14 protein-coding genes are annotated in these 12,070 nt (G+C 63.9%); 8 read left to right on the top strand and 6 right to left on the bottom strand.

Features of this window, described 5'->3' with window-relative positions; translation table 11 throughout:
- Positions 1-40: 40 nt before the first annotated feature.
- The 6 genes from Thiosp_RS15365 to Thiosp_RS15340 form a co-directional block, all read right to left on the bottom strand.
- Positions 41-850, bottom strand: coding sequence for a DNA-primase RepB domain-containing protein (locus Thiosp_RS15365; protein WP_323696523.1), 810 nt, complete (start codon positions 848-850; stop codon positions 41-43).
- Positions 850-1,701: an ExeA family protein gene (locus Thiosp_RS15360; protein ID WP_323696522.1), complete on the bottom strand. Its 852-nt coding sequence runs from the start codon at positions 1,699-1,701 to the stop codon at positions 850-852. The genes Thiosp_RS15365 and Thiosp_RS15360 overlap by 1 nt, the downstream gene beginning before the upstream one ends.
- The gene (locus Thiosp_RS15355; protein WP_323696521.1) at positions 1,698-3,155 is read right to left on the bottom strand and encodes a DDE-type integrase/transposase/recombinase; all 1,458 of its coding nucleotides are present in this window, start codon (positions 3,153-3,155) and stop codon (positions 1,698-1,700) included. Before Thiosp_RS15355 ends, Thiosp_RS15360 begins: the two co-directional genes overlap by 4 nt.
- A gap of 93 nt (positions 3,156-3,248) precedes the next feature.
- Positions 3,249-3,815, bottom strand: coding sequence for a hypothetical protein (locus Thiosp_RS15350; protein WP_323696520.1), 567 nt, complete (start codon positions 3,813-3,815; stop codon positions 3,249-3,251).
- Positions 3,816-4,317: 502 nt separating this feature from the next.
- Positions 4,318-4,782 carry a hypothetical protein gene (locus Thiosp_RS15345; protein WP_201065425.1) on the bottom strand — a complete coding sequence of 155 codons (465 nt, stop codon included), beginning with the start codon at positions 4,780-4,782 and terminating at the stop codon, positions 4,318-4,320.
- Positions 4,783-4,786: 4 nt separating this feature from the next.
- Positions 4,787-6,349 carry a BCCT family transporter gene (locus Thiosp_RS15340; RefSeq protein ID WP_201065428.1) on the bottom strand — a complete coding sequence of 521 codons (1,563 nt, stop codon included), beginning with the start codon at positions 6,347-6,349 and terminating at the stop codon, positions 4,787-4,789.
- 399 nt (positions 6,350-6,748) lie between these two features.
- On the opposite strand from Thiosp_RS15340, the gene Thiosp_RS15335 reads away from it, so the two are divergent.
- From Thiosp_RS15335 to Thiosp_RS15300, 8 genes are all read left to right on the top strand, one after another.
- Positions 6,749-7,171, top strand: a complete 423-nt coding sequence (locus tag Thiosp_RS15335) for a TusE/DsrC/DsvC family sulfur relay protein (RefSeq protein ID WP_323696519.1) — start codon at positions 6,749-6,751, stop codon at positions 7,169-7,171.
- A gap of 173 nt (positions 7,172-7,344) precedes the next feature.
- Positions 7,345-8,067 (top strand): thioredoxin domain-containing protein, encoded by a 723-nt coding sequence (locus Thiosp_RS15330; RefSeq protein WP_201065445.1) that lies wholly within the window; start codon positions 7,345-7,347, stop codon positions 8,065-8,067.
- Positions 8,064-8,273 (top strand): conjugal transfer protein TraV, encoded by a 210-nt coding sequence (locus tag Thiosp_RS15325; protein ID WP_201065448.1) that lies wholly within the window; start codon positions 8,064-8,066, stop codon positions 8,271-8,273. The genes Thiosp_RS15330 and Thiosp_RS15325 overlap by 4 nt, the downstream gene beginning before the upstream one ends.
- The gene (locus tag Thiosp_RS15320; protein ID WP_201065450.1) at positions 8,270-8,734 is read left to right on the top strand and encodes a TraV family lipoprotein; all 465 of its coding nucleotides are present in this window, start codon (positions 8,270-8,272) and stop codon (positions 8,732-8,734) included. Before Thiosp_RS15325 ends, Thiosp_RS15320 begins: the two co-directional genes overlap by 4 nt.
- A 43-nt stretch (positions 8,735-8,777) precedes the next feature.
- Positions 8,778-9,116, top strand: coding sequence for a TraA family conjugative transfer protein (gene traA / locus Thiosp_RS15315; RefSeq protein ID WP_201065452.1), 339 nt, complete (start codon positions 8,778-8,780; stop codon positions 9,114-9,116).
- Between the two features lie 137 nt (positions 9,117-9,253).
- Entirely contained in the window at positions 9,254-9,445 is a 192-nt protein-coding gene (locus Thiosp_RS15310) for an RRXRR domain-containing protein (protein ID WP_201065454.1), read from the top strand.
- Positions 9,442-11,337: a TraC family protein gene (locus tag Thiosp_RS15305; RefSeq protein WP_323696518.1), complete on the top strand. Its 1,896-nt coding sequence runs from the start codon at positions 9,442-9,444 to the stop codon at positions 11,335-11,337. Before Thiosp_RS15310 ends, Thiosp_RS15305 begins: the two co-directional genes overlap by 4 nt.
- A 124-nt stretch (positions 11,338-11,461) precedes the next feature.
- Positions 11,462-11,947: a helix-turn-helix domain-containing protein gene (locus Thiosp_RS15300; RefSeq protein WP_323696516.1), complete on the top strand. Its 486-nt coding sequence runs from the start codon at positions 11,462-11,464 to the stop codon at positions 11,945-11,947.
- Positions 11,948-12,070: the final 123 nt, after the last annotated feature.

Below are 12,070 nucleotides of genomic sequence, written 5' to 3'. Positions count from 1 at the left end.
AACCACGCTCCCCCCCTGAGGGGGGAGAGACGCAGCGGGTTCAGTTGCCTCTAGCGCTCTGGCGAATGGCGCGAGCGAGGGTGTAGCGGGCATAGCGCTCGGCATCGGCTCCGCGACGCGGGGACGCGCGCTCGAGCAAGCGCTGGTAGACCGTGGTCGGTGCAAGGCCCGCCTCAAGAGCGCCGCAGACCCAGCCCCATTCGCGGGCGGATTCGGACGGATCCCCGGTGGATAAGCGCGCCCGTGGAGCGCAGTTGACGACTGGCGGCGGAGCCGGAGCCATCGTTGGCAAGGCCGGAGTTGGATCCCAGACGCGCTCCTGCGGGCTTGGTCGCCGAAGGACATTGACCCACTCCCCGCCACGCTTGGCATTCTTCATCCCGGCGAGCCGACCGAGGTGCTCACCGGAGACCGAGCCCGGATCGGCGCCAACGCGCGGGATCAGCCAACGCTGCACATCACAGCGCTGCGCCTCATCGAGCGCGCGGGTCAGCCGTAGCCACAGGTGGCAGCCCCCGAGCGTCGAAGTCTGCACCACCAGGGCCGCATAGTGCCGAGCGATGCGCTGCGCCATCGGCCGTGCGACATCATCGAGAAACACCATTGGCCAGGGATAGCCGCGGGCTGGACGGATATAAATATCGGCCTGTTGGACATTGCGCGCTCTGGCCAGCCCCAACGGAAGCTGATCCAAAGAGCGATCATGGAACCACAGCATCGTCGCCTTGGCGGTGCGCACCGCCAAATCGGCACGCACGATGCCAGCGTCCTGCCATGCCTCAAGCATCACGGCGGTGTGTCTTGCCGCTGTCATTGCCTGGTGCGGGCGCTCAGCGCTCAAGCGGCTCATCAGGCGCCCGCCCTGGCACTCGGGCGTTGGCGGGCGTTGCCCGGCGCTGAACCAAACACCTCGAGGTAGAGTTGCTCATCGAGCTGCGCACGTTCGAGCCGAGCGGCATGAGCCAGCAATTCTGCCGCCATGGTCGTGAGCACGCGATAATTGCCCAACGCATGCTCAGCGAGCGTCTTCATCAGCCCTGCGCTCATCAGACTCGCATTGCCGGCACTGTGTTGCAAATGCTCCAGGCAGGCGACCAGCGCCTCGCGACTGGCATACTCCATACTCAAGCGCGTGCGGATACGACTGCCCAGCGGCAGCAGCTCCTCACGACGCAGCTTGGTCGCCAGACGGCCATCACCGGCCAGGATCACGCTCAACAACGTGCGCGAATCGAACTGCATGGAGGTCAGCAGACGCAGCTCATTGAGCACCGTCGGATGCATCTCCTGCGCCTCGTCGATGAGCAACACCGGGCGCAACAGCGTCGTCTCCAGATGCGCCAGCCAGCGCTCGCGCAGGATCTTGAAGCCACCCCAGCGGTTATGGGGCTTGAGGTCAACGGCGAACAGATCGCCCATCTCGCGGTAGAAGTCCGCCACCTTCGAGCTGGGATGCGTGAGCGCCCCAACGCTGATATCGGGCAGCTGGCGCAGACGCTCATCGAGCAGGCGCAGTACCGCACTCTTGCCGGTACCCGGATCACCTTGAATGAGCGCAAAACCGCCTTCGCGGATCAGGCTCTGCTCGATGCGCCAGCAAAACTGCTCCACCGGCGCGCTGCGATGCAGTGCCGCCGTCGGCAGCTCCGGGGAGAACGGATTGAACTTCAGTCCATAGAGGGCCAGCAGGGTCTTGTTCATCGACTGGATTCCAGGTCATCGTGTTTTGGCAGATAGGCCGGCGGCAGACCGGTGGCGGCATACTCGGCGAGCAAGTCGCGCAGCAACGGTGGCAGCGTCGTGGCGCGTTGTGATGGCGGTGGCGGTGCGCCGGCGGGCTCAAGGCGCCGACGCTGCCCGGAGGCATTGGCGGCTTTATCGAGGGGATAGAGGCGGCAGAGGATGGCGCCCGAGTGGGGATCAACCACGTCCACAGCACTCAGATCCCAGCGGGCATAAGCGATATGCAGTTGCTCAAGGTGACGCAAGCGCGCCGGCACCTCGAAGCGCTTGCCCGCCAGGCTGAGCGTCCCATCGCTGCGGCGCTGACGGCGTTGGACGCGACAACGAAAAGCGGCGCGGACCTGCTCGCTGTCCGGACAGGGGCGCCCCACGTTGGGCGCATCGAGAAGACGCGCAAGCGGCGTGGCGGCGGTCTCACTGTGGACCTTGCGGTGGTACTCCTGCTCCACCCACGCCTGAGTGAGGGTGTTGAGCCGCTGCAGGCTCAGCTCCTCCAGCCCCTTAAGCATCGCCATCAGGCGGCCTTCCAGCGTGGCCCAGAAGCGCTCCTGCTTGGCGTTCTGATACGGGCTGTACGGCAGGGTCGGCTCGTGGAGGATGCCCAGCGCATGCAATCCGGCGGTGAACTCCTCGGCCTGCATTGCCGCGCCGTTATCGCTCATCAGGGCGCGCGGCAGCCCGCGCTTGTGCAACGCCTGTCCCAGACCATGCACCAAGGTCTCGGTGGTCTCATCGAGGTACCACTGCAGATGGCAGATCAGGCGCGAGTGATCGTCGATGACCGCCAGCAGCAGGGGCTTGACCCAGACGCCACCCCGGGTGAGGACGTTGCGCGAGCCATGATGAAAGTCCAGATGCCACAAGGCATGGACATACTGGGCTTCATAGCTGCGCACCTCGCAGGCCTCCAGGCGCCGCGCGGCCTGCTCGGCCCCGGGTGTCTTGCGCGCCGGGACACGCCGGCGGTGCAGGCCCGCGCGCTTCATGAAGCGGCGCACGGTGGCATAGGAGGGCAGCGGCCCCAGGGTTTCATCGCCCGCGCACAAGGCGGCGAGGTTGTCGTAATGCAGCTGCACCGTCCAACCGGGGTAGTCGCGGTACTGGGCTTGCACCGCATCCATCAGGCGCGGACTCAGCGCGCGCTGCTCCCCGGCATCGCTGCGCCGGCGCGGGCGCAGTGCGGTCACCGGGTCTTGGGCATCGCGTGCGAGGTAATACCAGCGCTCCAAGGTCCCAAAGCTAAAACTGACCGCCCGCCCAGTCACCGGATGACGCCATGACTTGGCCGCCAGCGCCTTCAGCCGCGCGCCCAGCGCGTTCGCCGGCGCAGGATCAGCCAATAAAGGACCAATAATGGCAAAGCGCAACCGCGCCCAACCATCGGGATCACCGAGGCCGTTGTCATCGGACATTCGTCTTCACCTCCCAGTTGTTTCACACATCACCGGGAGTCTAGAAGGCGCCGCCCAGCGGCGCGATGAGGTCTTCTGCGGGTTGGCGTTGCCCTACAGCAAGCCTGTCGCTGTCGTGCTCGGGGCGATCAATATCAGCAGTTGCACGACGCGCTCGGACAACGCTTTTGCGCTCAATTTTTCCAGCAGGGATCCTGGCAGGTGCTCGGTGGCGATCGGCGGCATCAACAGACCAGCCAAGGATCGAAAGCAGCGGGTTTGCACAAACTGCTCACGCCACCAGTGCTGCCACCGCCGCAGGGTTTGGACGGTGACACCAAGCGTCTTGATCAAGCGCCGGCGACGCGATGCGCTCAGTCCGTCATGCAGGGCCGAAATCAGCACGACGATGACCCCGAGATAGACCTTGCGGCCCAGAAACCGAACGGAAGGCGGGGTGCTGCGCCGCCGGCACCCGTCCGCGGCGCAGCAGAAACTCAGACGGCTCTGGTAGCTCTCATCCAAGACGCCACGCACACCTCGGGGCTTACGCGGATAACGGGCGCTGTGCAACGCACCACCGCAGTCACAGCCGCCCGCGCGGACTTCCTCGGCAATCGACTCGTCGATCCGGGTGAGCAGTTGGTAAAAGTTCGTGTCGGCAAGAAAGGCGTGACACACTGGGACTGTCTCCTGGTTTTTGGCGAAATTCGGAGACAGCCCTCTCGGACAACTTGCGTCAAGTTGTTTGAGGGGGTTTTTTGTTTTCCCTCACTGAATTTGCTCAGAATCGCGGCCGATTCCCGCAAATAGTCTGCTCAGGCTCACTGAATCTGTGGCATCGGTTTGGACCTTGGCGAAGTGGAATCGGGGGGGGCGGCATACTCCGCTGCGCCGCGGGGGTATCTTCGCAAAATCCGGCGCCGCTGTGAGCTTTCGCCCGGAATGGCCCGTCCGCAGACTCCTACCCGGCTGATTCAGTGATATTTTTCACCAGCCAGGTCAAAAACTATCGGCAGGCCGAGATCAGGTCATCTGAAGGTAATGAACGCGGATCGGTTTGATCTGGCATAAAGCCAAAAGTCATGGATGCGTGAGGGCTGAGGACGCGGTGCTGTGCGTGGCACCGCGCGATCAGCCGGCTGGCATCAGGTCAAATGTTCTTTGTTCTAGGCGGGCGTGCTCAGGTTCGCGGCAGCCGTTCCTCCGCCGAACTGCTCAAGCGCAGATACAGCGCCAGGGCTGCCACCAGGGCGGCTGCGGTGGCCAGCAGGATAGACGGATAGATCAGCAGGCTCAGACTCTCATTCGCCGCGCCCAGGATAAACACCAAGGCTTCCAGACTGACCGCAATCACAATGATCACCAGAAACTTGGTCAGGGTCTCGCGTGCCTCCGAGGCTGAGCGCAGTTCGCGGTTGCGCAGGACTTCCTCTTCCATCAGATACTTCGCCACATCGAACACCGCTAGCGCGACCACCACCAGGCCGATGCCATCAAGCATTGAGGGCTTGAGGCTGCTGCCGGCGAGCAGTGCCTCCCAGACATCCACCGCCGCCACCGCGATCAAGGCCAGGCTGATGCTGGTCAGCGCCAGACTGGCAAAAGCATAGAGCACCCGCGAGAGAATCAGATAGGCTCGGCGCATGGCATCAGTCTGCGCGCAGTGCCGACTTGCTCGGAATCCCGCGTGCCGCCGCGTCCGCCCGCAGAGCACGCAACAGCCCCCAGGCCGTGACCAGCAGCAGCACCGTCATCGGCAGCCCCGAGGTCAGGGAGGCGGTGCGCAACGCTTGGAGACCGCCGGCCAGCAGCAGCGTGGCGGCGACCAGCCCTTCGGCCATCGCCCAAAACACCCGCTGCGCGCGTGGCGGATGCGGATCGCCACCCGAGGTGACCATGTCATCCACCAGCGAACCCGAATCCGAGGAGGTAACAAAAAACACCACCACCATCAGGGTCGCCAGCACAGAGGTGATGGCGCTCAAGGGCAGGGTGCCCAGCAAGGCATGCAACCCGGCGGCGGCATCCTCCACCACCACTTCAGCCAGTTCGGCACCGCCCTGCACCTGCTGATAAAGCGCCGTGCCGCCAAAGACCGCGAACCACAGAAAGGTCACCGCCACCGGTACCAGTAGCACCGCCAGTATGAACTCACCGATGGTGCGCCCGCGCGAAATGCGCGCCACGAATACCCCGACAAAGGGCGACCAGGAAATCCACCAGCTCCAATAGAACAGCGTCCAATCCGTCTGCCAGCGACTGTCCGGGTCGGTGTCCGGGCGCAGCTCCAGCCATAGGCTGGTGTCGATCAGCTCCTGCAAGTAGGCACCGGTGGAGGAAATGAGCAGCTTGATCTGAAACACGGTCGGGCCGAACACCAACACGAAGCCCATCAGCAAGCCGGCCAAGGCCAGGTTGAAGAGCGACAGCCAGCGAATGCCATGCTGCACGCCACTGACCACCGACAGCGTCGCGATGCCAGTGATCAAGGCAATCAGACCGACCTGTACCCCCGTGCTCGATGCGATGCCGGCGGCCTGCTCCAGGCCGGCATTGATCTGCATCGCCCCCAGCCCCAGCGAGGTGGCCACGCCGAACAGGGTGCCTACCGTTGCGAGGATATCCACCCCATGCCCAATGGGACCGTGAATGCGCGCGCCGATCAGCGGGTAAAGCAGCGAACGCGGTGCCAACGGTAGTTCATGGCGAAAATGAAAATAGGCCAGCGACAGCCCAAAAACAATGTAAATCGCCCAGGGATGCAGCCCCCAGTGGAAATAGGTCAGGCGCATCGCCTCGCGCAGCGCGCCTTCCGCCGGGTCGGGCGCAAACGGCGGCTGGCTCCAGTGGGTCAGCGGTTCGGCCACGCCCCAGAACACCAGCCCGGTGCCCATGCCGGCGCTAAACAGCATGGCGAACCAGGCAAGATAACCGAACTCCGGCTCGGTCTGGTCGCCGCCGAGGCGAATGTGGCGATAGGGACTGATCAACAGCCCCAGTACAAAGACCAACAACCCCGTGGCACCGAGAATATAGAGCCAGCCAAAGTTGGCGATGATCCCGCGCTGAACGGCGCCGAAGGCGCTTTGTGCCGCATCCGGCCAAGCGGTGCCGAAGCTGACAAAACCCAACACAAGTGCCGCCGAACCGAGGAAGACGGTCGGCTGCATGTGCGCGAGCAGGCGCGAGACGACATACGAGAAAGCGCGCATGTGAAAATCCCCTGGATGGCGACCGGCGGTGGGCCGGTCCATGCTCGGAGGACAAGCAAAGATCGCGCCAGGGCAGGCGAGTTTGTGTCGGAAGCCCGAAGCTTAAAGACAGCCGGACCCGGCAGCGCTGGATGGTGCAAATGCTCCGGCAGCGGGGCAAATGCCCCAGGTGCTTTCCGCCACGAATGGGATCTGCACCGGGGAGCCGAGCGACCTGTGCCGCACTTTTGCACGCGGATTCACTCGGATTCTGAACCCCCCAACCATTGTGAGCGCTTGATTCTCCGGGGACCGTGGGCGGGAAAGCCGACATTGAAGGACAGTCCATGGCATTGCGGTAGCGCGTTCGAAGCACGATCTCCCAGAGCCGCCCCACATGCGGCCCCGAATTTGCTGCTCTTGGGCCAGACTGACCTGAACCCAACCCGAGGGAGAAGCCTGATGCCCGTATTGCGCAACCTGAATGCCGAAGACTTCGATGAACGCGGCTTCGTCCGCGTCCCTGAACGCTGGAATGCGCCGCTTGCGCAGATGTTGGCGCGCGAGCATGGTGTCCAGCTCACCGATGAGCACTGGCGGGTCATCGCCAATTTGCGGAAAGACTATTTCGCCACGTCAAGCCTGCCAGTGGAACATTCTCTGTGCGCCGCACTGAACCTCAAGATCGACTGTCTGGCCCGGCTGTTCGGCGGACCGCTGACGGCCTGGATGATCGCCGGTTTACCGGATCCCGGCGTGGAAGCGCGCACCTATATGGAAAACCTCGAAGTTCCGGCGCCTGATCCGGTGGGGCAGGGTGCACCAGATGATCTAAGAACTTGATAGTCGCACTATGCGGGCGCAGGGGCTTTCGGACCGGTACATCGACAAGGTTCGCCTTTCCTGCTTTTGCAAACTGGAATCAAACCTGATCTACCGAGCATTCCTTGTCGCTTCGAAAGCCTGCAAACGGGCAAGCTGTGTCTCCACAGCAACCCGACTGATGCAGGTGTCCGATGTCCCTTTCATACCGATCCAGTGTTCCATTCCTCCTCGCCCTGAGCGGGCCGACCGCGCTGGCCGCGCCTGCGCTGCCATCTGACCTCTCCGATCTGTCCGCGCCGCTGGAGGCATCCATTCAGCTCCCTGGCAGCGGCGTGCAGATGCTTCAACTGCAAGACCGCGTCGCCTTCCTGAGCGCCAACGGCCGCTATGCCTTCACCGGCGATGCCTGGGACTTGTGGCATGGAGCGCGACTGGAGTCGGTGGCTCAAGCCCAGAAACTCGTCGGGCGGGTTGACCTGAAACGCCTTGGCCTGAATCCCAAAGACCTCGGCGCGATCCTGATTGGCGCGGCGCGGTCTGGGACAAACCCAGCTTGGGTGTTCATCGATCCACTTTGTCCCGCTTGCCAGGAACTGCTCGACCGTCTCGTGCAAACCGAGCACTCCGTCCATGTCATCCCACTGCCGCTCGGCGGTGCTGAGTCGGCCCAAGCGACCCGCAGCCTGCTCTGCGCGCCATCGCCCGAAGCGGCCCGATCCGCGCTGTTGGACCAGTCCTGGTCCGAGCTGCTCCCACCCCGAGCCGACTGCGACACCCAGCCCCTGATCCGGGCGCTCATCACCGCGCGCCTGCTGGGGATCGATTCCGCACCAACGCTGATCGCGCCGGATGGCCGCATCCAGCGCGGCATCCCCGACGAGCTGAGTGCCTGGCTGGCGGGAGAGCAGCCATGACGCGCCGTGCCGTTGTTCCGGTCTTCTTGCTCGTCCTGCCCCTCGGGCTTACCGGTTGCGCCGGCGGTCTCGGCACCAAAGAGTATGCCTGCGAGGGTTTGCCGAGCCGTCCCTTGTGTCTGTCCACCGCCGACATCTATGCCCTGACCGACGGCGATGGCCCACCACCGGCCGAGCGCCGCTTGCAACAGGAGAAATCCCAATGATCCGAGTTCGTCGAGCCCGTGATTCCGTTTTGGCCGTAGCCGTCGCAGCGACGTTGTCTGGCTGCATCACGCCCTCGCCGCGTCCGTCCGATGCGGCTGCGCCGGTGATCGTCGCCGGTCAGGGAGGCGTGATTGAAACCAGCCCAAGTACCCCCGGTTCAGATCGCGCGGCTCGTCCATCCGCCAAGAATCAGGAATCCAAAGAAAAGGCTGCCCCCACCTCCGCCGCGCAAACCAACCCAACCCCGAGCCGCACCCCAGCGCAAGTCCTGCGCATCTGGATCTCGCCCTGGGAAGACAGCGCGGGCAATCTGCATGGCGCCAGCCACGTCTTCACCGAAGTGGTCCCGCGCCGCTGGCATTTGGCCTCGGCCACCGGGACAGCGACAAGCACCGTCCTGACACCCCTGCAACTTGAACCGCGCCAGGTTTCGAGTCCCGAGCCCTCGCGCAAACCCTGACCCAACCCCTCCACCCCTCAACCTAACCAAGAAGGAGTCACACATGATCCGTGTCCCAACCCAAACCCAACCCCTGTCTTCGAGCCCACTGCTGCATGCCGCCCTGATCGGCACGCCGCTGCTGGTGCTCTTGTTACCGGACACCGCGCTGGCCGGCGCCGGCGGCACCGAGTTCCAGGCCACCTACGACATGCTGATCGGCTGGATGACCGGTCTGCTCGGCCGGATCATCGCGGTGTCCTTCATCATCGTCGGGCTGATCGCTGGCGTGGCGCGCCAGTCGATTATGTCTTTCGCCATCGGCATCGCCGCCGGGCTGGGCCTGTTCATGGCCCCCGACATCGTCGATGCGGTGGTTTCCGCCACCCTGCAGATTCTCTGAGCCTCCCTTGCTGACTGACCGGCCGCCTGACGGGATCCAATCTGCGATCAGACCCTTGTCCCGCACGACGTGCCGAGCCTGGGCGGGAAACCGCCTCTTAAGGAACTTCCAACCCATTCCACCCAGGCACACCCACCATGCGACGACGTTTCAAATCCCAGCCGTCCGCCGTGGCCGTCCTCGATGCCGACGGCCGCTTTCTCGCGCCCTGCAAGCCCGCCCGCGCCCGGCAGTTGATCACCCGCGGTCGCGCCTGGCTGCTGAGCGCGGAGCCGCCGCGGATTCAATTGACCGATCAGCCCCAGCAAGAGACCCCCGACCAGCCATGACCCATCCCGCCCGTCAGTTTCAGGGCGAGCGCGCGGCGAACCTATTCAGCCCGCTCGCCTTCGCCCCCGATTGCAATCTGTTCCAGCACGACGACCAGACGCTGGGGTACGGATTTCTCTGTACTCCGCTGGCCGGTGCCGATGCCTCTTATGCCGAGCGTCTCTCAGTCCTGCTCAACCAGGACTGGCCTGCCGGCACCCAGATGCAGGTCGCCCTCTGGTCGACCCCGGACATCGACCACTCCTTGGCTGTCATGCTCGGACTGCGCCTGGATCTGGACCCTGGCGTCCTGCGCGAAGCCACCCAGGAGCGTGCGCAGTTTCTGCGCAGCGGCGTGACCGACCCCATCATCCCCGGCACCGAGGTGCGGGTGCGCGATCTGCGCGTCTTCGTCGGGGTGAAAGTGCCCATCGCCGCCATGCTGCCCAACGCGGCCGAGATCGCCCATACCAACGAGCATCGCGCCGAGACCGAGCAGATGCTCAGCACTGCCGGGCTGCATCCGCAGCCGCTGACTGCGGAGGACTATGTTCGCTTGCTCGGAACCTTGCTCAACTGGGGCGAGGAAGCCTCCTGGCGCCATCGCATCGCCCCCGAGTGCGACCCGACTCGCATCCTGCGCGAGCAATTGCTCGATTACGACCATGCCCTGGAGGTCGACGCCGATGGACTGACTCTCGGGGAGACTCGCGTGCAGGTGCTCTCCTGTAAGCGCTACCCGGACCAGGTCCACTTCGGCCTGGCGGCGCGCTATCTGGGTGATCCCTTATCCGGCACCCGGGGCATTCGCCACAACGCCCTGGTCACGCTGAATCTGTATTTCCCCGACCAGGAACGCCTGCGCGCGCGCATGAAAGGCCAGCGCCAGTGGGCGACCAATACCGCCTATGGCCCGCTGGCGAAGTTCATGCCCGAGCTGGTCTCGCGCAAGCAGGGGTTCGATGCGCTCTTTGCCGCCCTGGACCAGGGCGACCGCCCGGTGCAGTGTTATCTGAGCCTGGTGCTGTTTTCCTCTCCGGCCGAGGCGGCGGCGGTCGCTTCCAATGCGATTACCTATTGGCGCGAGCTTGGCTTTCAGCTGATGCGCGATCGCTACTTCGTGCTGCCCTTATTCCTGCAGGCCTTGCCCTTTGGCATGGACCGCCGGGCGATCCGCGACATGATGCGCTACCGCACCCTGGCGGCACGCCATGCGGTGACTCTGTTGCCGGTCTTTGGTGACTGGAAAGGCACGCCAACTCCCGTCGTCAATCTGCTCTCGCGCAGCGGACAGCTGATGGGGCTGTCGCTGTTTGATTCCACCAGCAACTACAACGCGGTGGTGGCGGCCAGTTCCGGAGCAGGGAAGAGCTTTTTCACCAATGAGCTGATTGCCTCTTCCCTCAGCGCCGGGGCGCGCTGCTGGATTGTCGATGTCGGGCGCAGTTATCAGAAACTCTGCGAGGCGCTGGGCGGACAGTTCATCGCCTTCAATGCCGCATCAGACATCTGCATCAATCCCTTCGAGCTAGTGCAGCGCTGGGAGGAAGAAGCCGATGTGGTGCTGGCGATCATCACCGCCATGGCGGCACCGACCGAGCCGCTGGGCGACTATCGCACCGCTGGATTGAAACGGGTACTCAAGCAGGTCTGGGATGCCCTGGGTCAGAAGATGACGGTGGATGCCATTGCTGAGGCCTTGCTGCAGGAAGACGACCCCCGGGTGCAGGACATCGGCCGCCAGCAATGCATGCGCGCGCGTCACCTACTGATACTGAGAGACCAATCAGTGACGCCGTGCGTCACGAGCAGAAAATGCTCGCTTACCTATCTCAGTACGCGCGGTCATGTGCGTTCGGTTTTGGAAACTGCACGACCAAACTGGCCTGCTAGCCCGGGCAGGCATGCCTGACGAAAGGGATGCGATCGAGGTAACTCGCTGCGCTGAGATAAGACGGCAGCAGCCACCACTGCGGGCTGTTGAAATCCGAAACGGATGGAGACGAAAAGGGAAGAAGGAAATGCGAGTAAGACCGATGACCCGAAAAAAGCGGCAGATTGACCACAATTTGCCAATCCACAAGCTACCGCCGCTGCTGCGGCTCATCATGGATGCCGGCCAGAGTCAGGGGCTCGGGCGCGCGGAAATTTGCAAGAAGCTCGGGATCGCTCCGTCCTATCTGAGTGCGCTGATCCTCGGGCGGCGACCTATCGACGGGTTGTCGCTGGACATTTTGCGACGAGCGGCAGAGTTGATCGAGCGCTCTACCGCCGAGATGCTGATGCTCGCGGGGACGCTATCAGTCGAGGATTATTTCACGCCGGCAAAGGACAAGCTGGATGCTCAGCTCGACGCCGCGTGGCATCAGGTGCCTAGCGATGCGCTCGCCGGATTCGTGCCAGCCGAGGGTTGGAGCAGCTTAGATCGCCGCCAGCGGACTCATCTGATAATGCTCGCCGAGCGGCATCTTGGACAGGATCTGGTGGAAAAGGCGCGCAGCATCAGCAGCAGTGAAGATTAGGAGAGGGTGACGCACGCGTTACAGCAGCGTCTGGAGCGCCGCGGGACATTTTCGGGACAAAACGCAGGCGTACGCCGCTAGCCCGCATGGGACGCACCTAGACGCCGGGACAAATCCGGGACA

The sequence above is a fragment of the Thiorhodovibrio litoralis genome (assembly GCF_033954455.1).
In the GTDB taxonomy this organism is placed as follows: Bacteria; Pseudomonadota; Gammaproteobacteria; order Chromatiales; family Chromatiaceae; genus Thiorhodovibrio; species Thiorhodovibrio litoralis.
This window is presented reverse-complemented; position numbering and strand designations above follow the sequence as displayed.

Coding starts and splice junctions, on each gene's coding strand:
- Thiosp_RS15365 (WP_323696523.1), bottom strand. CDS start 850: ATGAGCCGCTTGAGCGCTGAGCGCCCGCACCAGGCAATGACAGCGGCA.
- Thiosp_RS15360 (WP_323696522.1), bottom strand. CDS start 1,701: ATGAACAAGACCCTGCTGGCCCTCTATGGACTGAAGTTCAATCCGTTC.
- Thiosp_RS15355 (WP_323696521.1), bottom strand. CDS start 3,155: ATGTCCGATGACAACGGCCTCGGTGATCCCGATGGTTGGGCGCGGTTG.
- Thiosp_RS15345 (WP_201065425.1), bottom strand. CDS start 4,782: ATGCGCCGAGCCTATCTGATTCTCTCGCGGGTGCTCTATGCTTTTGCC.
- Thiosp_RS15340 (WP_201065428.1), bottom strand. CDS start 6,349: ATGCGCGCTTTCTCGTATGTCGTCTCGCGCCTGCTCGCGCACATGCAG.
- Thiosp_RS15330 (WP_201065445.1), top strand. CDS start 7,345: ATGTCCCTTTCATACCGATCCAGTGTTCCATTCCTCCTCGCCCTGAGC.
- Thiosp_RS15325 (WP_201065448.1), top strand. CDS start 8,064: ATGACGCGCCGTGCCGTTGTTCCGGTCTTCTTGCTCGTCCTGCCCCTC.
- Thiosp_RS15320 (WP_201065450.1), top strand. CDS start 8,270: ATGATCCGAGTTCGTCGAGCCCGTGATTCCGTTTTGGCCGTAGCCGTC.
- traA (WP_201065452.1), top strand. CDS start 8,778: ATGATCCGTGTCCCAACCCAAACCCAACCCCTGTCTTCGAGCCCACTG.
- Thiosp_RS15310 (WP_201065454.1), top strand. CDS start 9,254: ATGCGACGACGTTTCAAATCCCAGCCGTCCGCCGTGGCCGTCCTCGAT.
- Thiosp_RS15305 (WP_323696518.1), top strand. CDS start 9,442: ATGACCCATCCCGCCCGTCAGTTTCAGGGCGAGCGCGCGGCGAACCTA.
- Thiosp_RS15300 (WP_323696516.1), top strand. CDS start 11,462: ATGACCCGAAAAAAGCGGCAGATTGACCACAATTTGCCAATCCACAAG.